22 protein-coding genes are annotated in these 20,598 nt (G+C 52.4%); 11 read left to right on the plus strand and 11 right to left on the minus strand.

Annotated features, from left to right (window positions below; translation table 11 throughout):
- Window positions 1–19 precede the first annotated feature (19 nt).
- The 3 genes from AB9F29_RS15725 to AB9F29_RS15735 are packed head-to-tail and all read right to left on the minus strand — an operon-like array spanning window position 20 to window position 3,599.
- A complete protein-coding gene (locus AB9F29_RS15725) occupies window positions 20–1,435 on the minus strand; it encodes a HAMP domain-containing sensor histidine kinase (protein WP_335586010.1) in 1,416 nt (471 codons plus the stop codon).
- Between the two features lie 17 nt (window positions 1,436–1,452).
- Complete coding sequence (locus AB9F29_RS15730; protein ID WP_369756366.1) at window positions 1,453–2,871, minus strand: NAD(P)/FAD-dependent oxidoreductase; 1,419 nt, start codon at window positions 2,869–2,871, stop codon at window positions 1,453–1,455.
- The gene (locus tag AB9F29_RS15735; protein WP_369756367.1) at window positions 2,868–3,599 is read right to left on the minus strand and encodes a TVP38/TMEM64 family protein; all 732 of its coding nucleotides are present in this window, start codon (window positions 3,597–3,599) and stop codon (window positions 2,868–2,870) included. Before AB9F29_RS15735 ends, AB9F29_RS15730 begins: the two co-directional genes overlap by 4 nt.
- 292 nt (window positions 3,600–3,891) lie before the next feature.
- Here AB9F29_RS15735 and rpmH point away from each other — a divergent pair, with 292 nt between their 5' ends.
- From rpmH to AB9F29_RS15790, 11 genes are all read left to right on the plus strand, one after another.
- On the plus strand, window positions 3,892–4,026 hold the full coding sequence (gene rpmH, locus AB9F29_RS15740) for a 50S ribosomal protein L34 (RefSeq protein WP_039004038.1): 135 nt from the start codon (window positions 3,892–3,894) through the stop codon (window positions 4,024–4,026).
- 170 nt (window positions 4,027–4,196) lie between these two features.
- Window positions 4,197–4,574, plus strand: a complete 378-nt coding sequence (rnpA, locus tag AB9F29_RS15745) for a ribonuclease P protein component (RefSeq protein ID WP_369756368.1) — start codon at window positions 4,197–4,199, stop codon at window positions 4,572–4,574.
- Window positions 4,571–4,828: a membrane protein insertion efficiency factor YidD gene (gene yidD / locus AB9F29_RS15750; RefSeq protein WP_369756370.1), complete on the plus strand. Its 258-nt coding sequence runs from the start codon at window positions 4,571–4,573 to the stop codon at window positions 4,826–4,828. The genes rnpA and yidD overlap by 4 nt, the downstream gene beginning before the upstream one ends.
- Entirely contained in the window at window positions 4,821–5,702 is an 882-nt protein-coding gene (ttcA, locus tag AB9F29_RS15755; protein WP_039004042.1) for a tRNA 2-thiocytidine(32) synthetase TtcA, read from the plus strand. Before yidD ends, ttcA begins: the two co-directional genes overlap by 8 nt.
- A gap of 89 nt (window positions 5,703–5,791) precedes the next feature.
- Window positions 5,792–7,330: a putative bifunctional diguanylate cyclase/phosphodiesterase gene (locus tag AB9F29_RS15760; RefSeq protein ID WP_369756371.1), complete on the plus strand. Its 1,539-nt coding sequence runs from the start codon at window positions 5,792–5,794 to the stop codon at window positions 7,328–7,330.
- Window positions 7,331–7,429: 99 nt separating this feature from the next.
- Window positions 7,430–9,229, plus strand: a complete 1,800-nt coding sequence (gene yidC, locus AB9F29_RS15765; protein WP_369756372.1) for a membrane protein insertase YidC — start codon at window positions 7,430–7,432, stop codon at window positions 9,227–9,229.
- A complete protein-coding gene (locus tag AB9F29_RS15770; RefSeq protein ID WP_369756373.1) occupies window positions 9,226–9,984 on the plus strand; it encodes an MOSC domain-containing protein in 759 nt (252 codons plus the stop codon). Before yidC ends, AB9F29_RS15770 begins: the two co-directional genes overlap by 4 nt.
- The gene (yihA, locus tag AB9F29_RS15775; RefSeq protein ID WP_039004044.1) at window positions 9,981–10,631 is read left to right on the plus strand and encodes a ribosome biogenesis GTP-binding protein YihA/YsxC; all 651 of its coding nucleotides are present in this window, start codon (window positions 9,981–9,983) and stop codon (window positions 10,629–10,631) included. Before AB9F29_RS15770 ends, yihA begins: the two co-directional genes overlap by 4 nt.
- A 74-nt stretch (window positions 10,632–10,705) precedes the next feature.
- Window positions 10,706–11,572 carry an acetylglutamate kinase gene (gene argB, locus AB9F29_RS15780; RefSeq protein WP_039004045.1) on the plus strand — a complete coding sequence of 289 codons (867 nt, stop codon included), beginning with the start codon at window positions 10,706–10,708 and terminating at the stop codon, window positions 11,570–11,572.
- A gap of 42 nt (window positions 11,573–11,614) precedes the next feature.
- Complete coding sequence (locus tag AB9F29_RS15785) at window positions 11,615–12,406, plus strand: sterol desaturase family protein (RefSeq protein WP_369756374.1); 792 nt, start codon at window positions 11,615–11,617, stop codon at window positions 12,404–12,406.
- Window positions 12,406–12,894, plus strand: a complete 489-nt coding sequence (locus AB9F29_RS15790; RefSeq protein ID WP_369756375.1) for a histidine phosphatase family protein — start codon at window positions 12,406–12,408, stop codon at window positions 12,892–12,894. The genes AB9F29_RS15785 and AB9F29_RS15790 overlap by 1 nt, the downstream gene beginning before the upstream one ends.
- A gap of 78 nt (window positions 12,895–12,972) precedes the next feature.
- Here the strand turns inward: AB9F29_RS15790 and AB9F29_RS15795 are convergent, their stop codons facing one another.
- The 8 genes from AB9F29_RS15795 to crcB form a co-directional block, all read right to left on the minus strand.
- Window positions 12,973–13,764 carry an amino acid ABC transporter ATP-binding protein gene (locus AB9F29_RS15795; protein ID WP_039004048.1) on the minus strand — a complete coding sequence of 264 codons (792 nt, stop codon included), beginning with the start codon at window positions 13,762–13,764 and terminating at the stop codon, window positions 12,973–12,975.
- 15 nt (window positions 13,765–13,779) lie between these two features.
- Complete coding sequence (locus AB9F29_RS15800; protein ID WP_369756376.1) at window positions 13,780–15,162, minus strand: amino acid ABC transporter permease; 1,383 nt, start codon at window positions 15,160–15,162, stop codon at window positions 13,780–13,782.
- A 1-nt stretch (window position 15,163) separates the two neighbouring features.
- The gene (locus tag AB9F29_RS15805) at window positions 15,164–16,420 is read right to left on the minus strand and encodes an ABC transporter permease subunit (RefSeq protein ID WP_335586001.1); all 1,257 of its coding nucleotides are present in this window, start codon (window positions 16,418–16,420) and stop codon (window positions 15,164–15,166) included.
- 134 nt (window positions 16,421–16,554) lie between these two features.
- Window positions 16,555–17,571, minus strand: coding sequence for an amino acid ABC transporter substrate-binding protein (locus AB9F29_RS15810; RefSeq protein WP_335586000.1), 1,017 nt, complete (start codon window positions 17,569–17,571; stop codon window positions 16,555–16,557).
- A 219-nt stretch (window positions 17,572–17,790) separates the two neighbouring features.
- Window positions 17,791–18,507 (minus strand): ATP12 family chaperone protein, encoded by a 717-nt coding sequence (locus tag AB9F29_RS15815; RefSeq protein ID WP_369756377.1) that lies wholly within the window; start codon window positions 18,505–18,507, stop codon window positions 17,791–17,793.
- Entirely contained in the window at window positions 18,504–19,190 is a 687-nt protein-coding gene (locus tag AB9F29_RS15820) for an HAD-IA family hydrolase (protein ID WP_369756378.1), read from the minus strand. Before AB9F29_RS15820 ends, AB9F29_RS15815 begins: the two co-directional genes overlap by 4 nt.
- Window positions 19,187–20,221, minus strand: a complete 1,035-nt coding sequence (locus AB9F29_RS15825) for an RluA family pseudouridine synthase (protein WP_335585997.1) — start codon at window positions 20,219–20,221, stop codon at window positions 19,187–19,189. Before AB9F29_RS15825 ends, AB9F29_RS15820 begins: the two co-directional genes overlap by 4 nt.
- Complete coding sequence (gene crcB / locus AB9F29_RS15830) at window positions 20,218–20,595, minus strand: fluoride efflux transporter CrcB (RefSeq protein WP_039004054.1); 378 nt, start codon at window positions 20,593–20,595, stop codon at window positions 20,218–20,220. The genes AB9F29_RS15825 and crcB overlap by 4 nt, the downstream gene beginning before the upstream one ends.
- Window positions 20,596–20,598: the final 3 nt, after the last annotated feature.

Genomic DNA, 20,598 nt, shown 5'->3' on the forward strand with positions numbered 1-20,598 from the left:
ATAAAAGCTCCTTATTTACTCATCCGAATAAGGCATCCGCAGCACCTCCGACCTTGGGAAGACAAATTAAAAAGCATGTACCCGAAGAATCACTTTGCGCCAATTCAAGCCGACCACCATGGCCGCGGATAAGTTCTGCCGAGATCACAAGCCCAAGCCCAGTCCCACCCTTGCGAATCCCTCCTTGAAAGGCCGTAAATAAATGTTCACGCGCTTTGGGTGGCAGTCCTGGCCCAGTGTCACGAACTTCAATAAGCCAATTTTCTTCGTTCTGGGTGGCCGAGATGGTGACGTTCCCCGCCAGGCCTGTTCCGGCGATGGCCTGTCGGCCGTTCCTTGTTAGGTTCGACAGCACACGATACAACTGTTCCGGATCTGCTCTCACAACAAGAGTTTCTGGCATGTCCGCGGAAATGGAAACCAACGTATCCCCCGAAGCCAACCGCTCGTTTTCGACAACGTCAGTTGCGAGTTGAAATAAATTCACATCCCGCAAACCCGGGGGCGCTTCTTCGGCCTTCCCGAAGGCAAGTGTTGTTTCACAAAGGTTCACGGCGCGCCGAATCGAGTTCAGCAATTTGGGAGCCGCTCGTTTAACTGCAGGATCGTCGGAATCCTCCATACGGTCAGCAAACAGTTGGGCCGTGGTTAAAATATTGCGTAAATCGTGGCTAATTTTTGCAACCGCGCTTCCAAGCTGGGCAAGACGCTCTTTTTGTTTCAAGGCCCCCGTAAGCTGGTTTTGCATCGACATCAGAGCCTCTTCGGCTTCACGCAATTCGGTCACGCCTGCGTTGGGTTGGATAATGTGCCGCGGGTCCTCAGGCGCTGCGGCATAGGCCTGCATGTGGCGCACCACACGTTTGATTGGCACCACAAGAAATCCCCGAACGGCGACAAACAAAAGAATTGCGGTGAATACTGAGATTACAGCGGAAAGTAGCAGGATGTTAACGCCATAGGCCAGCATTGCTGCGCGCAAATCTTGTGTATCGGTTGTCAATTCGATCAACAAACCCGCGCCGCGCACGGGTTCACCCATCACACGTATCACCCGATTTTCGCTATCCCAAAGACGTACCATTGCGTCACGGATTAGAGTTACTGGCGATGCATCCCTAAGATCATAGGTTTCGTAAATCGGCGCGGGAATTGGGGAGGACAACATAAGTTGGCGCACCTCGTCCCGCCGTAAAACCACGTTAAAAACTCCGGCATTCGCAAGAAGTTCGCTTTCTAGTTCAGGATCAATCATGTCATCAGCCAACAATGCCAATGACGCAATTTGTGCTTTCTCCAACTTAAGTAAAAGAAAATCTTCTCGGAAGCGCGCGACAGACGGCACAAAGATCATGACCTCTGCCAGCATCACAAAAAGAGCCGTCAAAATCAGAAATCGCCCCGAAAGCGAGTTAAGAACGCTGTTTTTTCTCATTCTTTTTCCCGTTTACCCTAGGGTATAAATCGCTGAATTAGCCGCACAACGCGTTTCACCTTTGAGCTTTCAAAGATCATAGGGCTAAAATAGGCACCCGCCACACGTTTGTTAACCTCCCCCAAGGTCGGATAGGGGAGAACTGTGGCCGCAATCGCACCCATTTTGAGGTTATTTGCAATCGCCATCGCCCATGTGCCGATCAACTCGCCCGCCTGCGCGCCAACGATCGAGGCCCCAACAGGTCGCGATTTCACAACCATTACTTTAACCAGCCCCTCAGTTTTCGCTTCAGTTATGGCGCGATCATTTTCGCTATATGGAAATCGAATTACGGTGACTTTATCGCCATATTTTTCCCGCGCGTGCGCTTCGGACAGCCCCACTTGCGCCAATTCAGGATCAATATAGGTCGCCCATGGGAGGTGAGTGTTTTTTGCTTTTGAAGGCAGCCCAAAGAGGGCCGATTTGATCACGACTCCTGCGTGATATCCGGCAACATGGGTAAACTGAAGGCCGCCGGCAACATCGCCAATGGCATAGATTTTTCGGTTGCTGCTTTTGAGTTGCGCGTCGACGGTCACTCCCGAACGCGTCGTTTCAACACCAGCCTTCTCAAGGTTCAAGCGTTCAATATTCACCTTGCGGCCAACCGCCATGAGCAGGTGGCTGCCCTTAAATACGCGCCCATCCTTTGTTTTTACTTCAAGCGCGCCGGCCTTTCCGTTCACTTCCGACACGAGTGCGTTTTCTTCAATTATAATCCCCTCGGCCCGCAGGTACTTCAGGGCGATTTCCGCCAACTCGGGGTCATCCTTGCCCAGCGCTTTAGCCCCTTCGATGACGGTTACTTTAGATCCCAATCGCGCATGTGCTTGGGCCATCTCAAGACCAATAGGACCGCCACCGACCACCAATAAATGCTCGGGTTGATCGCGTAAATCAAAAAGGCTTTCGTTTGTTAAGTACGGCACAGTATCAAGGCCCGGAATTGGCGGTACTAAGGGGGAGGAGCCTGTCGCGATTACAAAACGACGTGCTTTGATAATGGTGTCACCCGTCTGTAGTTCCGTCGGCGAAATGAATTCTCCGAATTCCGAAAGTACCGTCACTCCCAAGCCCTCAAAGCGCTCCACAGAATCGTTTGGTTCGATTGTGGAGATAACTGAGTGAACAAAATCCTTAGCCGCCGCATAATTTATTTGTGGTTGGACGGGCATCACACCAAAGCGCGCGCCCGATGTTTGTGCATGAGCCGCCTTCCCTGCTGCAATCAACGCCTTGGAGGGTACGCATCCGTAATTCAGACAGTCCCCCCCCATTTTATGCCCTTCGACAAGGACAACCCGCGCGCCCATCTGCACAGCCCCAGAAGCAACGGAAAGTCCCCCTGACCCACCGCCGATAACGCAAATATCTGTTTCTAAACGTTTCATTCAACGAGGTCCTTTTTGAAAATTTTCAATACAATTGGAAGGAGCGCAAGAGCCGCAAGTCCCAGAATGGGCAGCAAGATATGCGCCTCAAAGATGACACCGAAATCTGGGGTGCCACCTTGCGCTAGAACTTCGCCGACCCCTGCCCCGATCGACGTGTAAACCAATGCTCCAGGAATAATGCCAAGGAAGGTTGAGATGATGAAACGGTAGAGTGGAACCCCCACCGAAGACAGCACTAAGTTAACGAGAAAAAACGGTAAAATCGGCACAAGGCGCACCGCGAAGAGCACAGACCATTGATTTTCGTCGATTCCATCTTTGATTTTTTTTACAGCACCTGAGCTGTTCTCCATTTTCTCGGCCAAGGTTGCGCCAATCCCCCAGCGCGCCGCGAGAAAAATGAGCGTGGCGCCAATAGTCGCAGCAGTCATATTCAAAAGAACACCAGGGAATAGCGAAAACAGGAACCCACCCGTGATCGAAGACATACCCGCTCCGGGAAGGGAGAACGTGACGATGAGTGTGTAGATAGTGATAAATCCCAGCATCGTTAGGATAAAATTGTTATCGCGAAAAACAACCAAAGCTTCATGATTCGCGCGCAGTGCCTCAAAGCTCAACTGCTCCCTCAATAGAAAGGCCCCCAAAACGGCCACAATCAAGATCACCACTAAAGGAATCAAACGCAAAAATCGGTGCGTCACCGGAACAGAGTTGTCTACCATCGTTTCGCCTTTATTATCGCCTGTGACGCATAACATGTGGCCAATCGGGTTTGAGCGATAGGGGTATCACGTCTGCTTGATGTTGAGTGATGGGATGGGTACCGTTTGTAACTTATGGGCGCCTCTTTGTAACATTCGTCGGCAAAATCGACCGCCTTGTTGCAAAAACCCTCCCCTCAAGAATTGACTTCTTTGTTGCACACCCCTAAAGAACGGGCTTCGAGATACATTTCTCTTCGATTCCGCTCTTCGGGGCGCCAAGGATTCGCAGGCAACATAACGGAGACGGGCGATGAAACGCACCTTTCAACCATCGAACCTAGTTCGCAAACACCGCCACGGCTTCCGGTCGCGTATGGCAACAAAAGCGGGCCGCAATATTCTGAACGCACGTCGTGCGAAGGGCCGGAAATCCTTGAGCGCATAAGCGTTTAGGCTTTGGCTTGGGCTCGTCATTGGGCCTTTTAGTTCGTTACCGCCGGAACCTTGGGTTCCCGGCGGTTTTCGTTTGTCTATTGCCTCCCCCTTTTCGATCCAGTGAAAACAGCTTATCTGTGAGTCAGTCCTCCTTTTGCGACGACTCGGAATAAAGTCACTATGTTGCTCACTCTAAAAAACCGACCCGACTTCTTAAAAGCCGCCCGCGCGAAGCGTCAGGCAACGGCTGGGTTTATTCTCCAAGCGCGCAAGCGTGACGAGAGTGATGCCGCCGTGAACTCTGAAGACATTAGAATTGGGTATACCTGTTCTAAAAAAGTCGGCAATGCCGTGCTACGCAACCGTGCTAAGCGTCGGCTGCGTGAGGTAGCGCGCTCAGGCTTGACGTCCGGTGGTCTGCCAGGTTGGGACTATGTCCTGATCGGTCGCCAAGGGGCGACCACAACCCGCACGTTCGCAGCACTGCAAGAGGATCTGGCATTTGCTCTTCGCAAACTCCACGCGCCAAAGCTTAATTCCTCGGCAGGTCAGTCATGACACCCACAGCCTTTATCCTCTCCCTCCCTGTACGCGCCTACCGTGCCGTTTTTTCACCTTGGGTAGGTTTTAACTGTCGCTACCAACCCACGTGTTCTGCCTATGCGTTGGAAGCCTTGGAAAAACATGGAGCCCTCAAGGGAAGCTATTTGGCGGCGAAACGGATTGGCCGCTGCCATCCCTTTGGGAGTGACGGATACGATCCCGTTCCTGAGCCGAAGGCCAAATCAAAAAGAGAATCAGATAATGCTTGATGAGCACGACGAAATTCATCCTCTGTTTTACGGTGCGCCCAAGTCGGCTAGTTTCAAGAAACTACGCAAACGTATTGTGCGCCAGACGCGCGAGGCGATCGAGCAATACGGCATGATCGAACGCGATGCACGGTGGCTTGTCTGTTTGTCTGGTGGCAAAGACAGCTACACGCTGCTCGCGGTTTTGCATGAACTCAAGTGGCGCGGCCTACTGCCAGTCGACCTATTGGCTTGCAACCTTGACCAAGGCCAACCCGGATTTCCCGCGACAGTGCTCCCAGAGTTCCTGAAAAAGATGGGGGTTGAGCATCGAATCGAATATCAAGACACCTACTCAATTGTTATGGACAAAGTACCGGCCGGACGGACATTCTGCGCCCTTTGTTCGCGCTTAAGGCGCGGCAATCTGTACCGAGTTGCCCGCGAAGAAGGTTGCTCCGCCGTTGTACTTGGGCACCATCGCGACGACATCCTAGAAACCTTTTTCATGAACCTGTTCCACGGGGGGCGCTTGGCGACCATGCCGCCTAAATTGGTCAATGAAGAAGGGGATTTGTTTGTTTACCGCCCCCTTGCGCACGTCTCAGAAGCGGATTGCGAGAAGTTTGCACAAAAGATGGCCTATCCAATCATTCCCTGCGACCTTTGCGGAAGCCAAGACGGGCTACAGCGTCAACAAGTGAAGCAAATTTTAGATGGTTGGGAGAAAAATTCTCCTGGGCGGCGTCAAGTTATGTTCAAAGCCTTAACAAATGCGCGCCCAACCCATTTGTTGGATCCAAACCTCTTCGATTTTGCGGGTCTTGAGCGTAGAAGTGTCGAGCCTAAAGATTCAATTGTAGATAAAAGCAATTCAGTCCCCATTTTACGTTAACCGTCCGCTAGGGGTGACCCGCTAGTTTCCAAATGAACGCACCACAAACGCGGTGCACACCCAATACTGGGTTTCAAAAGGAAACTGTTATGTTGTCTCGGCAAATGATCTACGAAAACGTGAAATCATTTCGTGGTGCAATCAACGGTCCGCACATCCTAGCCTTCCTTCCAGCGATCACTTTGGGGGCGTTTTGGCTCGGAGGAGAGTCCGCGCTGCTTGTCGTCGCGCTCTTGCTCCCTGCTGCCTTGGGCCTCGTAGGAGGAGCCACCGCGCGCATCCCCCCTCCCGAAGCGCGTGACGGGTTAACCGGCTTACATTTACGCGACGCCGTTGAGGGAGCGCTTGACACATCTTTGGAAAGCCAGCCCAAGAGCGGTCTTTCGACAGCCTGTTTACAAGTGGAACTGGACGATTTTCGGGACTTCACAGATCGATTCGGACGCAAGGCGGCGGAAGACATTTTGGTCCGCGCAAGCGAGCGTATATTGGGCGCCTTACGCAGCAATGACGTAATGGCGCGCCTTGATGGTGGTAGTTTCTCGATTGCCGTGGCCCCAATACGTCGCGCTGATTTAGAGAATCTCATACAAATGGGGTCTAGAATTCAATCCACCATCGCCGAGCCCTTTAGTCTCGACGCGACGAATGTGTATCTCACCGCATCAATTGGTTTCTGTCTTTCGACGCGGACGTCTATCCGTTCGGGGTCCGCAATGCTTGAAGCCGCGGAGTGTGCACTCTTCGAAGCAAGGCGACACGGCCCGGGAGGGCTACGAGCTTTTTCACCCGAAATGAAGAAAAAGGCAGAGGACCAGTCCGCGCTAATTGGCGAAGTTGGGGCTGCTTTAGAAGCGGGTCAAATTCAACCATGGTTCCAACCACAGGTATCGACTGACACGGGAGAAATTTCTGGATTTGAAGCTCTTGCACGCTGGAGCCACCCAACCAGAGGTATTGTCTCCCCTGCAGAATTTCTTCCCGCAATTCAACAAGCTGGATTGTCCGAACGCCTTAGTGAAATAATTCTGTTTCACGCCCTATCTGCCCTACGCAGCTGGGACCAAACGGGCATTCACATTCCAAGAGTCGGCGTAAACTTCTCATCCGAAGAACTCCGGAACCCCAAACTTGTAGAAAAAATACGCTGGGAGTTGGATCGTTTTGACATGACCGCAGATCGCCTGTCTGTTGAAATCCTAGAATCTGTCGTCGCTGGTTCGGACGATGATACAATTACCCGCAACATAAGCGGCCTCTCAAAACTTGGATGCGGCATTGACCTCGACGATTTCGGCACCGGTCACGCTTCCATTGCAAATATTCGCCGTTTTGCAATCAACCGCATAAAAATAGACAGATCTTTTGTAACGAAAGTCGATGTCGACCCTGAACAAAACCGAATGGTCTCCGCCATTCTTACAATGGCCGAGAGACTCGAAATCGAGACCCTCGCTGAAGGCGTAGAAAGTGTCGGAGAACATGCGACACTTTCGCAACTTGGTTGCGGACATGTTCAGGGCTTTGGTATCGGCCGTCCGATGCCCCTTTCTGAAACAGTGCTTTGGATGGAAAAGCATGCGGGAAAACTAACCCAAACGCCTGCCATTGGCCGCAAACAAGGGTAAACATACCCGATCCTCACAAATAACAGGGGTTTCCCCTTGACCTTTTCCGCTCAGACGGGTTGAACCTGACTGTGTTTTTTCCGGAAAATGGCGGGTCCAATGGACGATCAGAATAAGAACCTAATCCTTGCAATCGCTTTAAGCCTCCTTGTGCTTATTGGCTGGTCGTTCATAGCGCCTCAGTCAACACCACTTGTAGACCCTGAGGCCGGAGCCATCACTGCCAATGATGGGGACTTAATGCCACCGGCGACTTCACTTGTTCCGGCAACCGAAGTTGTAGCCGAGACCATAGAACAGTCGGTTGAAGAACAAAGGATTCCAATTGAAACAGACCGTGTCGTTGGCTCAATTTCTACACGCGGTGGGCGGATCGATAGTCTTTCCCTAAAAGACTACACCGTTGATCTTGACCCCGATTCAGACCTTGTTCAAGTCCTTCGCCCCGAAGGTGAAGAGCATGCGTATTATGCACTCTATGGTTGGGGGCCCGCTGGCGGAATGGACCCAAAACTCGTGCCTAATCGCGGTACAATTTGGTCACTGTCCGAAGGAAAGATCCTCTCACCAGAAACGCCGATTACGCTCGCTTGGGACAATGGTCAGGGGCTTTTGTTTAAGCAAAAAGTTTCAATCGACAAAGACTTCCTCTTCTCCATCGAACAATCCGTCACCAATAATACAACAACATCCCAGCGCCTCTATCCCTACGGCATGATCGCCCAGCACGGCACGCCTGATCAAATTGGCTTTTTCATCCTACATGAAGGCGCCATTCGCATGTCGGACGGCCATCTGACAAAAAACAAATACAAAAAAATGCCTGACATGGACTATTCGGAGCAAGAGAGAGCGCGAGTAGACAAGCAAGATGTCGTGGAAAGTGGCTGGATTGGCTTCACAGGTAAGGAATGGATGACAACGCTCATTCCTGAACAGGGCCAACCCTTCACATCTGTTGCAAAATACATTGAGAGCCAAGACGTTTATACGGCCGAGGCGCGCTTTCCAGTTATGGAAGTTTCCCCCGGTGGCACTATACTGAATGACAGCCGCCTCTTTGCGGGTGCAAAAGAATGGTCGCTGATCAAGCATTATGAACGCGACGAAGCCGTCGAGCGCTTCATCGATTCAATCGATTGGGGCGTGTTCTCCATGATCACCAAACCAATGTTCTGGCTCCTTTACACAATTTACGGATTTATCGGTAACATGGGCTGGTCGATCATCGTTTTGACTTTGATCATCAAGGCAATGCTCTTCCCGCTTGCCTACAAGTCTTACGTTTCCATGGCCAAGATGAAAAAACTTCAGCCAGAAATGGAAATAATCAAAAAGAATGCGGGAGATGACAAGCAAAAACTCCAGCAGGAAATGATGGCTCTTTATAAGAAAGAGAAGGCGAATCCCGCCTCAGGCTGTCTGCCAATCTTGCTGCAAATTCCAATTTTCTTTTCACTCTACAAAGTTATTTTTGTAACCATCCTCCTACGCCACGCGCCTTGGTTTGGTTGGGTCAACGATCTTTCCGAGCCTGATCCCAGTTCAATCCTGAACTTGTTTGGTCTTTTGCCCTACGCGACGCCCGAAGCTGGAAGTATTTTTGCGATTATTTCCCTCGGAATCTTGCCAATTATTCTTGGCATCTCAATGTGGCTTCAACAGAAGCTCAATCCAGCCCCCACCGAGCCAACACAAGCAATGGTCATGGCATGGATGCCGTGGGTCTTCATGTTTATGCTAGGGAATTTTGCAGCCGGACTTGTTATCTACTGGATTGCAAACAACATGATCACCTTTACGCAACAGTATCTCATCATGCGCAGCCAAGGTGTTAAACCGGATGTTTTTGGCAACATCATCTCCGGATTGAAACGCAAGAAGTCGGACGCGAAGTGAACCATTCGGCCCCCTTTGTCGCTCAAATTTGGCGTCATCCAATCAAGGCGCATGGGGCCGAACACCTAAAGTGTGTTGATCTCTTGGCAGGAACGACTCTGCCGTGGGATCGTGTTTGGGCTGTACCGCATAGCGCAGCCAAGACGGATGGCGGAACATGGGTGTCGTGCCGAAACTTTACGCGTGGTGCTGGCTATCCAAGCCTTATGGCCATTGATGCCCAGTTTGATAGCAATTCCGAAGAGATCACGCTTTCGCATCCTGACCGCGAAAATATTCAATTCCGGCCCGACGATAACCCTGCCGCATTTTTGGAATGGGTTACCCCTTTGTTGCCACCTGAACGCCCCGCGCCAACAGGCCTTTTGCGGGCCACAGCTCAGGGTTTGACGGATCAATCCAAACCATGGGTTTCGATTCTAAATCTTGCCTCTTTGCGCGCGCTGTCTGATAAGTTAGGAACAACATTGGACCCGCGGCGCTTTCGCGGGAATTTTTGGATCGATGGATTGCCCGCTTGGGCGGAGCGCGAATGGATCGGTCAAAAGGTATCTTTCGGTTCAGTTGAGTTTGACGTTACGCAACACATTACGCGATGTCGGGCAACTGAGGTAGATCCAGAGACGGGCCTGCGCGATGTCGATACGCTCGGGGCTTTGCACGGAAACTGGGATCACCGGGATTTCGGCGTTTTTGCCCAAGTGTCCACCGGCGGCACTGTTACCATCGGCGACACTGTGGAGATCGCAATATGACACAAACGTTTTCAATCGTAGAAACCCCCGATGCTGAATCCGCCGAAAAAGGGCGCATGCTTTTTGCAGGAGAGACCGAGTTCCTAAAGGGTGTTGTCGAGATGGACGGCATGCCTCCCGGTGACCTTCTGGAAGTTTGTTTCGCGGGCCGTTCCAACGTCGGGAAGTCTAGCCTTATCAACGCTGTAACGGGTCGAAAGGCCCTTGCACGTGCGTCAAACACCCCCGGCCGGACACAGGAAATTAACTTTTTCACCGCGGCAGACAGCCATTATCTCGTCGATTTACCCGGATATGGCTACGCCAACGCACCCGTCGCCATCGTCGCAAAATGGCAGCGCCTTCTTAAGGCATATCTTTCAGGTCGCGCCAATCTGCGCCGCGCTTTTGTGCTGGTTGACGCGCGACACGGCGTCAAGGTTGTCGACGAAGAAATCATGTCTCTTCTTGATCGCTCTGCTGTCACGTTTCAATGTGTTTTGACCAAAATTGATAAACCCAGCAAGGCGGATCTGGACAAAGTTATTGAGCAAGTTCGTGGCGCACTAGCCAAACATCCCGCGGCCTTCCCCGAGATTGTTTTAACGAGTTCGGAAAAAGGCCATGGAATCTCTGAGTTGCGGTCCATCATTGCAACGCTCATCTAAACATTGCCCATTTTCCAACCTTGGATAACCCGCGTTCACCCACTACCTTTAAGGGTGAACCTTAGGATGAGCTCATGAAGAAACAAGATGCGATGAACAAAGACTGGATTGCAACCGCCCGTACACTTTCTCAAGCCCTGCCTTTCTTGCAGCGGTATGATGGCGCTACGGTTGTCATAAAGTTCGGTGGACATGCGATGGGCAGCGACGAGGCGATGGACAGCTTTGCGCGCGACGTCGTTTTGATGCAGCAAGTTGGCGTGAACCCTGTCGTCGTGCACGGTGGCGGTCCGATGATCAACGAAATGCTTAGCAAACTCGACATTCAATCCGAGTTCGTCGGCGGCAAACGTGTAACGGATGCGGCGACAGTTGAAGTCGTCGAAATGGTGCTTTCTGGTCGGGTAAACAAGCGGATCGTTCAGGCGATCAATGCGCAAGGGGGCCGCGCTGTCGGACTTTCGGGCAAAGACGCCAACTTGATGATTTGTGAGCAGACGGATGCGAAACTTGGATTCGTCGGTACGCCTGTCGAAATGAACCCAGCCGTCCTTAAAACCTTGTTTGAGGCGGATATGATTCCCGTGATTGCGCCGCTTGGTATGGGCCGTACTGGCGAGACTTACAATGTGAACGGCGACACGGCGGCGGGGGCAATCGCTGGCGCGTTGAAAGCCGATAGGCTCCTTCTCCTTACCGATGTCGCGGGTGTAAAAGACGCATCGGGCGAGGTTGTGACAGAGCTAACGGCCGCCCATGTTCATGAGTTGACTGAACTTGGCATTATTGCGGGCGGGATGATTCCGAAAACTGAAACTGCGCTTGCAGCGTTGCAGGCGGGTGTCCGTGCGGCTGTTATTCTGGATGGGCGCGCTCCAAACGCCTGTTTGCTTGAGTTGTTCACCGAACATGGCGCGGGTACAATTATCCGGCAAGGGTAATGTTTTCGTTGAACCGCGCCGAATTTCGGAGCACCATGAAATATGCAAAATGAAACTTTCCTTAGGCTAGGCGTCTTCCTCGGTCTCTTCGTTGTACTGGCACTCGCAGAGGCCATGCTTCCTCGCCGCCCCAGTATACGCATGGGGCGTTGGCCGATCAATTGGGCCATGATTATTCTGGATTCAATAACCCTCAGGATCATGGCAATTGCCGTGCCGCTGTTGGCCGTTGGTGCCGCGCTTGAGGCTTCACATCGTGGCATTGGCCTGTTCAACCACACAACTTTGCCGTCGTGGATCGAAGTCCTTTTGGCCATCATTATCTTGGACTTTTTTATCTGGTTGCAGCATTTGATCACCCATAAGGTACCGTTTTTATGGCGTTTTCATCAAGTTCACCATGCTGACCCTGAAATGGATGTCACAACGGCCATTCGATTTCACCCTGTGGAAATCGCCCTTTCAGCAGGATTTAAAATTGGTCTGGTCTATGTGTTTGGACCATCGGCGGTTGCCGTGATTTTATTCGAGGTTTTGCTAAATGGCACCGCGATGTTTAATCATGCAAACCTTCGTCTACCGATTCCGTTGGATCGCGTTGTACGGCGAGTTTTGGTGACGCCGGATATGCACCGTGTTCATCATTCGGTTTATCGCGAGGAAACCGACAGCAATTACGGGTTTTCGCTGTCGTTATGGGACCGTTTGTTTGGAACGTATATTGCGCAGCCTAAGGATGGTCATACGGGTATGCGCATTGGTCTTTTGGGGGAATACGCGAAACCCAAGGGTTTCATTCATGCACTTATGATGCCGTTTCGAAAGGGACGGTAATGAAACTTATTTTGATGCGGCATATGAAGTCTGATTGGGACGGAATGACGAGCGATCATGCGCGTCCCCTCAATCCGCGCGGCCGTGCCTCTGCATCGAAGATCGGGTTCTGGCTTGAGAACAAAGGGTTTTTACCTGATTTGGCACTGGTTTCAGATTCCCAACGGACCCGCGAAACCTTCGACGGGTTGGCGCCATACCTGTCGCAAAACCTTGTTCCGGTGTTTACCCGCGCGCTCTATCTGGCGGAACCCGCAGCCATACTTGCGGTCCTTGCAGCCCATAAGCCAGCCCCTACAAGCACGGTTCTCCTGCTGGCGCATAATCCCGGGATTGCGGCGCTTGCGGCCACCCTAGTGGAGGAGGAGCCGCGCCATCCGAAGTTCTATGACTATCCCACGGGCGCGACGACGGTACTGGAATTTGATGGGGAAATCGCACCCCATAAAGGTAAACCACTTGGTTTCGTAATTCCGCGTGAATTGTAGAGTTATTTAAAAAACCGGCCCTCAGAAAGAGCCGGTTTTTAAAGTTTTTAAAGTTTTCCAAGACGCCGAAATGGATCCTTAGTGCCCCAAAATCTGGGAGAGGAACAATTTCGTGCGCTCGGATTTTGGATTGTTGAAGAACTCCTCAGGCTCGTTTTGCTCCACGATCTGACCGTCGTCCATAAAGATCACACGGTTCGCAACCTGACGGGCAAAACCCATCTCGTGGGTCACGCACAGCATGGTCATGCCCTCTTCGGCCAGTTCAATCATGGTGTCGAGAACCTCTTTGATCATCTCTGGGTCAAGAGCTGAGGTTGGCTCGTCAAAGAGCATGATGCGGGGTTTCATACAAAGCGAGCGGGCAATCGCCACGCGCTGTTGCTGCCCACCCGAAAGCATGCCGGGGTATTTGTTGGCTTGCTCAGGGATTTTAACCTTCTCAAGGAAGTGCATCGCAATTTCCTCGGCTTCTTTTTTGGGTGTTTTGCGCACCCAGATCGGAGCCAAGGTACAGTTCTCCAAAATCGTCAGATGCGGAAAAAGGTTGAAGTGCTGAAAACACATTCCCACTTCGGAACGGATTTTGTCGATGTTTTTGAGATCGGACGTGAGCTCGGTTCCATCGACAATAATGTCGCCCTTTTGGTGCTCCTCAAGACGGTTGATACAGCGGATGAGCGTCGATTTCCCCGAGCCGGATGGCCCCGCAATAACGATACGCTCGCCCTGATTGACCGTCAGGTTGATGTCGCGCAGCACGTGGAAGCTCCCGTACCACTTGTTCATATTGTTGATTTGGACCGCAACCTCTTCAGAGACCTGCATTTTGGAACGATCAATTTGGCGTTGTGTAGCAAGTTCAGACATATCGTGAACTCCTTATTAATGGCCAGTCTTGAGCTTGCGCTCCAAGAACATGGAATAACGGGACATAGAAAAGCAAACGACGAAGAAAAGCAGCGCGATGAAGGCATAAAGCTCCCACACAATACCGTTCCATTCTTGGTTTGCGCGGATCGCACTGGACAGGCCAACGGGATCCATGAGGCTAATGATCGAAACCAACGTCGTGTCTTTGAACACGCCGATAAAGGTACTCACGATGCCCGGAATGGAAATCTTGAGCGCTTGCGGCATAATGATCAGCCGCTGCGCCTTCCAATAATCAAGCCCTAGAGCATCCGCCGCCTCGTACTGCCCTTTTGGCAAAGCGGCGAGCCCGCCGCGCACAACCTCGGCCATATAGGCCGACGCAAAGAGCGTCACCATGATCATAACCCGCAGAATAACATCAAAGTTCGTACCCGGAGGCATGAAGATATTGAGCAGGTTGTTGGCCACAAACAGGAGGGTAATCAGAGGCACACCGCGAATAAACTCGATGAAACCGATGCAGATCGACTTCACGATCAGTAAGTCAGACTGGCGCCCAAGAGCAAGAAGAACCCCAATCGGCAATGACCCGAGGATCGCGACGATCCCAATGGAGATCGACAGAACGAAGCCCCCAAACTGTCGGCTGGAAACGGCTTCCAGAGCCAACCCCGGCGTTACATTTGCGAGGACACCCGCAACGGGGCCAGCCGCAAAGAGCCACCAAAGGATTGGCACCACGGCGGTCAATATGATCCCGACCAAGCTGCCAGTATAAGGGCGCACATAATGGAAAACCAAATACCCGATCACGAAGCCCGCAAAGGCCATGGTCGGCCCCCAAATCGAGCCACCCCACATGAGGAACACGTCCACAAACGGGAAGAGCATCGTCACGATCAGTAACTTGCGCGGTGCTTTTTCCGAAAGAACCGGAAGCAGACCAACGAACATCAGCACCAAGGCCAAATTCAAACGCCAGTACCCAAGGATCATCACAATCGGGGTCGCAACATGTGCACGTGGGTCGGAACTGATAAGCTCAGGATCAACGCCGCTTAGGGACGACAGAAGACCAACGTCTAGGGGATAGAAGCCATAAAGAAGCTGCAACCAACGATCGTTGATCACACCCCAACAGGCGCCATGCCCGCCCGCACCGATGATCTCGCGGCATTCGGATAGTGACTTGGCGTTCCATGTCGGAGAAACCCCCCAACCAAGAAGGTTGAGGACCGTCCATACAACGGCGAGGAGAAACAGGACCGATATGATCGAATTCCAAATGCCGTTGAACAGATTTTGACGCAACCAACCGATTGGGCCAACCATGGTTGAAGGCGGGACTTGCTGCGAAAGCATTTCTGTGCGGACAAAACTAACTTCTGGCATATTACCGCTCCACCAATTTAACTGAGTTATTATACCAATTCATCACGGCCGAAATGCTGAGGGAAATCGTGAGATAGATCAGCATCAAAAGCAGGATGGACTCAAGCTCGCGCCCCGTTTGGTTCATGGTGATCCCGCCGAGTGTGGCGGTAATATCCATGTACCCAACCGCAATCGCGAGTGAGGAGTTCTTGGTGAGATTCAAGTAGTTAGAGATCATTGGCGGGATAATCACCCGCATCGCCTGTGGCAAAATCACCAGACTCATGGTGCGTCTCGAACTCATGCCAAGGGCCTCAGCGGCCTCACTTTGCCCTTTTGAGACAGACATAATGCCCGAGCGAACGATCTCGGCTATAAAGGCGGCGGTATAGAGCGAGAGGGCAATCCAGAGCGCGAGCAGGGAGTTGCGTAGATGAGTCCCGCCTTGGAAGTTGAAGCCCTTCAGCGCCGGATAGCCAAGATGAAACCCAAGAGCAACAAGCGCGATCGTTACGGGAAGCAGCACCGCTCCCAAACGCAGATACCATGTGGTCGGTCGAATGCCCGTCGCTTCTTGAATGCGATTTGCGCGCTCTTTGATTTTCTTTGAGACAACGATGCCAGCGATCAGAACAGCGGCAATGAGAACGAGGTTCAAACTAATATTCAAGAACCCGAAAACGCTGATGTCGCCCAAACTCCTGCTGAACAGGGGTTCGGGAACGTAAATGCCTCGGTTCGTTATGGCGACGGTGTCGTTCAAAATCATAGACGCGGTCGCGTTGTCGCCTCTGAAATCATTGGGCTGAGGCAATGTCTCGATCATAATCGCCATCGTAAACACGATCCACAGCAGGACGGGGACGTTGCGGAAGGTCTCGACATAGACCGTCATGATTTTGGAAACGATCCAATTGTTTGAGAGGCGCAGGATGCCGACAAAAACACCGATAATCGTCGCTGTGATACAGCCGAGGAACGCAATCAGCAGCGTATTAAGAAGACCCACGCCCGCCGCGCGCCAATGGCTGTCACGGGAGGTATAGTCAATTAACCGTTGGTTGATGTCATACCCTGCGGAGTCGTTCAAGTACGTAAACGACGGTTCTTTTCCGAGATCCGAAAGGTTTTGCGCTGTATTACCGATGAGCCAAGCAAACACTGCCATGAACCCGAGAAGTGCAACAACTTGAATGGTCATTGACCTGTATCGGGTATCGTAAATCAGCATAGATAGCCGAAACGACTCCTTAGGAGGGTCGGTTATTGTTGTCATGAAAATATCCCCGTCGTCGCTAGGCATTCCGGCGCATTATTTGCGCTCATACAACCTAAGACTGTTGTTTAGTTATTGTTCTTATAGATAGTCAAAAGGGCGCGGAATGAACCGCGCCCTTTTATTAGTAAGCCCTAGCGGAAGGGTGGGGAATAAAGCAGACCACCATTTGTCCACTGTGCGTTCAAGCCGCGAGCGATCCCGATTGGTGTGCTTTGACCAATGTTTTGCTCGAAGATTTCGCCGTAGTTGCCACCAGCCATAATGGCCGCTTTGGCCCAACCAGCGTCAAGACCAAGCATTTCGCCAAGGTTACCCTCTTTGCCCAAAAGGCGTGCGATTTCTGGGTTCGTTGTGCTTGCTTCCATCTCTTCGATGTTTGCAGAAGTCACACCGAGTTCTTCAGCGGCGATCAAAGCATTCAAAGACCAACGAACGATGTCTGCCCATTCGTTGTCGCCGTGGCGAACAAGAGGACCGAGCGGCTCTTTGGAGATGATTTCAGGAAGGACGATGTGCTCGCTTGGTGCTTCGAACGTTGCACGAGTCGCCGCCAACGCGGAAGCGTCCGTTGTGTAAACGTCACAAGCGCCCGCAAGGTACTGTTGTTGACCTTCAGCGTTTGTTTCGATTGGCACAGGCTCATATGAGAGATTGTTGGCGCGGAAGTAGTCGGCCAAGTTCAACTCAGTTGTCGTCCCAGTTTGAATACAAACCGTTGCGCCATCAAGTTCTTTAGCCGAGCTAACACCCAGCGCTGTTGGAATCATGAAGCCTTGACCATCGTAGTAGTTCACACCTGCGAAATCGAACTTCAGGTCCACATCGCGGCTGAATGTCCATGTTGTGTTACGGGCCAACATGTCGATCTCGCCGGAAGCCAACGCGGTAAAACGTGTCTTACCGGTTGTCGGGATAAATTCTACGGCACTGCCATCTCCCAAAACTGCCGCAGCAACGGCGCGACAAACAGCAACATCAAAGCCGGCCCATTCGCCGTTCGCATCTGGAGCACCAAAACCCGGAACGCCGGTGGTAACGCCACAGTTTAGTTTGCCGCGCGCTTTTACGTCATCCAACGTACTTGCAGCGGCAACACCTGCAGCAAGGCTTGCCACGGTCAGTGCACCAAAAAATACGGATTTATTCATTTTAACCTCTTCCTGATTGTCCACCCTTTTTTGGGTGGTTTGGCCAATGGAGTAACATCGGCAGTAGACATGAAGACAGCAATGCTGTCCGCATTACGCGTAGAATGGACAATTTCTGTTGCAGCCGTCAAGGGGGCAACGGTACGCCAGTGGTCCGTTCCCTTGGGGGCCCCCCGCAAAGGTGGGGAGCTTCCCGTTCGTTATTCGTAATTCACAGGATCAAAGTGCGACTTGCAGGCCTTGATAGAATTCAAATGCCTCAAAAAACGCTTGCCGCTTTTTCGCGGCCAATTCGGTGGCTTCGTCGTCTTGCCCCCATTGGCTTTCCTGCCAATTTTCATCCAGACGGGAGGCCTGCCAAATGTCTTCGGGGGATTTAAAGGCACGGAGCGCCGCAAGCCCAAGAACAAGGGAACCACTTATCGCCACAAGATCATGGAAAGCGACCAGTTCAAATGTGTTCAAAGCAAACACAGGCGCCCGCAATTTCGCGATACTTGCCGCGGGTTGGGCGACATGCATGATGCCTTCGCCAAGGACGAGCGGCGCGTCGAAAGTCGTTTCAGCCCAGAGTAAAAAGGGTGTCCAAACCGCATGTTGCTTCTCAACAAGTTCAATCGGGAAGGCCGCGCGGTAACACAACAAATCGGTTTCCCCATAGGACGCAAGCATATCAGCAACCGCGTCGAATTGATGGGCAACCTTGTCGATCGCAGAGTTGGCCATGCGGGTAACCGGCATGGTGACCGGATCAATTTTCGTGTCCTGCGACTGCCATTCACGAGCGACTTTTTGGGCAATCTCAAGGGTTGGAATAACCAATGCGGCCTTGGAGGGCGTGCGCAATTTGCGCCCATCCAACAGGACTTCAAAGCCCCCTTCGGTGGCAGCCACTTCGGCGTTTTTCCAAAACTTTTTTGTCGCCCAACTCGTCATTTCCCACTCCAGATTTGGTCCAAATAGGGAGTCAATTCGTCAAATCCCTGCAAGATCACTTCCGCGCCAGCTTCCGTTAGGTCAACTTGTGAATGATAGCCCCAATCGACCCCAATGCGCCCTACCCCAGCAGATTTTGCCATCGCCATGTCAAAACTCGTGTCGCCAATCATCACTGCATTCGCGGCATCAACACCGGATTCCGAAAGCGCCTGAAAGATCATGGAAGGGTGTGGTTTGGAGGGGTGGTCGTCGGCAACCTGCTGGGTGAAGAACATTTTTTCTAGGCCGTTACCGCTTAGAAGGCTGTCCAAACCGCGGCGACTTTTGCCCGTGGCAATACCAAGGATATGATGGTCCACCGTCTGAAGCGCGCGCAGGACGTCGAGCGCCCCGTCGTAAAAGGGTGACCCAGATTGCGCGCCCAGTTCTTCGCGTTGCGCGTTGAAGGCCCCTTTATAGGCATCCACCATTTTCTCACGTTGGCTTAACGCGCTGTCAGGCATTAGGCGCAAAACAGCCTCAGGGAGGGAGAGCCCAACAATCGACAAAACCGCCTCCCGACTTGGAGGTGCGACCTCCACCGAGGCGCAAGCGGCTGTCATCGCTGCGAGAATATGGTCCTGACTGTCGACAAGCGTTCCATCGACATCAAAGATTATGAGCTTTAGCTCGGTACTCATTGTTCCTCGTCGAAGGGGTCAAGCGGCACATCGCGCACGTCCCACGCAAGAGTATCCCACGTATGCAACATGTGTTTGGGCATCGGCGCCGTAAACGTCATACGGGCTCCTGTGGAAGGATGTGTCATGGTTAGGCTGCGCGCGTGCAGGTGAAGCTTTTTCGAGATCTCCCCACCTAATTGTGCGCCCCAACCGTCGCCAAGGTTTTCCTGACCCGAGCCGCCATATTTACCGTCGCCGATAATCGGATGCCCAAGCTCGGCCATGTGTGCGCGCAACTGGTGTGTGCGGCCCGTGATTGGCACAAGCGCCACCCAAGAAACCCGCCCACCGAGTGCTGACAGCACGGCGTAATCGGTTGTTGCACGCTTGGCGCCCTCAGTAGAGTCAACTTCGCGCGGGTGAATACAGTGCATTTTTTCAAAGTCGGCACCCGCTTTCACAAGGCCAAAGCGAATGGTCCCCAAACGGGGTTTTGGCTGTCCGGCAACGGCCGCCCAGTAAATTTTGCGCGATTCGCGGTCACGGAAGGTGCGGGTAATTGCTGCTGCTGACGCACGTGTGCGGGCAAGAACCAAGACACCGGACGTATCCTTATCAAGACGGTGCACAAGGCGCGGCTTTTCTTCCAGCCCAAAACGAAGCGCATCCGCCATACCATCGACGTGACGGTGATGATTGGTGCCGCCCTGTGTTGGCAATCCCGGAGGCTTGTTAATTACGATCATATAATCGTCGCGATACAGGACCGTGGCGCGGATCATATCCGCATCTTCGTCCGACATCGGAGCCGCAGGTTTCGCTTTGGCTGTGATCTGGCTGGCGGTTGGCAGCGGTGGCACGCGGACGATTTGCCCTGTGGTCAAACGAGACGCGGGTTTAACACGCCCCTTGTCGACGCGGATATCGCCTTTGCGGCAGAGCTTTTCGATCCGTGCTTGGCTAACTTGTGGAAACTGGCGGCGAAACCAACGATCGAGTCGTTGATCATTGTCGTCAGGCGTAATCGTAATATGTTGAACACCGCTCATGCGAAGCCCCCTTTTGCACACCATACCCCGAGCGCAACCGCCGAGAGGGACATAACCATTGATAGAGCGACATAGAGTGCCGCCGAGCCGAGTTGCCCAGCTTCAAAGAGCCGTAACGTATCGAGTGAAAACGCCGAAAACGTTGTGAACCCGCCCAAGACACCGATCATTAAGAACGGTGCCATAACCGAGGAGTCACGCCCTGCAAGTAGCACAAAAAGCAGCCCCATTACAAACGACCCAACGACATTCACACTTAAGGTCCCCCATGGGAAACTCATACCCAAAAGTCGCACCGCGTAAGCCTGAGTCAAAAAGCGCATCACGGCGCCTAAAGCACCTCCAAGCGCCACATATAATAGGGTCAAAAACATCGG

It is taken from the genome of Falsihalocynthiibacter sp. S25ZX9 (genome assembly GCF_041205405.1).
Classification (GTDB): Bacteria; Pseudomonadota; Alphaproteobacteria; order Rhodobacterales; family Rhodobacteraceae; genus Falsihalocynthiibacter; species Falsihalocynthiibacter arcticus.

Coding starts and splice junctions, on each gene's coding strand:
- AB9F29_RS15725 (WP_335586010.1), bottom strand. CDS start 1,435: ATGAGAAAAAACAGCGTTCTTAACTCGCTTTCGGGGCGATTTCTGATT.
- AB9F29_RS15730 (WP_369756366.1), bottom strand. CDS start 2,871: ATGAAACGTTTAGAAACAGATATTTGCGTTATCGGCGGTGGGTCAGGG.
- AB9F29_RS15735 (WP_369756367.1), bottom strand. CDS start 3,599: ATGGTAGACAACTCTGTTCCGGTGACGCACCGATTTTTGCGTTTGATT.
- rpmH (WP_039004038.1), top strand. CDS start 3,892: ATGAAACGCACCTTTCAACCATCGAACCTAGTTCGCAAACACCGCCAC.
- rnpA (WP_369756368.1), top strand. CDS start 4,197: ATGTTGCTCACTCTAAAAAACCGACCCGACTTCTTAAAAGCCGCCCGC.
- yidD (WP_369756370.1), top strand. CDS start 4,571: ATGACACCCACAGCCTTTATCCTCTCCCTCCCTGTACGCGCCTACCGT.
- ttcA (WP_039004042.1), top strand. CDS start 4,821: ATGCTTGATGAGCACGACGAAATTCATCCTCTGTTTTACGGTGCGCCC.
- AB9F29_RS15760 (WP_369756371.1), top strand. CDS start 5,792: ATGTTGTCTCGGCAAATGATCTACGAAAACGTGAAATCATTTCGTGGT.
- yidC (WP_369756372.1), top strand. CDS start 7,430: ATGGACGATCAGAATAAGAACCTAATCCTTGCAATCGCTTTAAGCCTC.
- yihA (WP_039004044.1), top strand. CDS start 9,981: ATGACACAAACGTTTTCAATCGTAGAAACCCCCGATGCTGAATCCGCC.
- argB (WP_039004045.1), top strand. CDS start 10,706: ATGAAGAAACAAGATGCGATGAACAAAGACTGGATTGCAACCGCCCGT.
- AB9F29_RS15785 (WP_369756374.1), top strand. CDS start 11,615: ATGCAAAATGAAACTTTCCTTAGGCTAGGCGTCTTCCTCGGTCTCTTC.
- AB9F29_RS15790 (WP_369756375.1), top strand. CDS start 12,406: ATGAAACTTATTTTGATGCGGCATATGAAGTCTGATTGGGACGGAATG.
- AB9F29_RS15795 (WP_039004048.1), bottom strand. CDS start 13,764: ATGTCTGAACTTGCTACACAACGCCAAATTGATCGTTCCAAAATGCAG.
- AB9F29_RS15800 (WP_369756376.1), bottom strand. CDS start 15,162: ATGCCAGAAGTTAGTTTTGTCCGCACAGAAATGCTTTCGCAGCAAGTC.
- AB9F29_RS15805 (WP_335586001.1), bottom strand. CDS start 16,420: ATGACAACAATAACCGACCCTCCTAAGGAGTCGTTTCGGCTATCTATG.
- AB9F29_RS15810 (WP_335586000.1), bottom strand. CDS start 17,571: ATGAATAAATCCGTATTTTTTGGTGCACTGACCGTGGCAAGCCTTGCT.
- AB9F29_RS15815 (WP_369756377.1), bottom strand. CDS start 18,507: ATGACGAGTTGGGCGACAAAAAAGTTTTGGAAAAACGCCGAAGTGGCT.
- AB9F29_RS15820 (WP_369756378.1), bottom strand. CDS start 19,190: ATGAGTACCGAGCTAAAGCTCATAATCTTTGATGTCGATGGAACGCTT.
- AB9F29_RS15825 (WP_335585997.1), bottom strand. CDS start 20,221: ATGAGCGGTGTTCAACATATTACGATTACGCCTGACGACAATGATCAA.
- crcB (WP_039004054.1), bottom strand. CDS start 20,595: ATGTTTTTGACCCTATTATATGTGGCGCTTGGAGGTGCTTTAGGCGCC.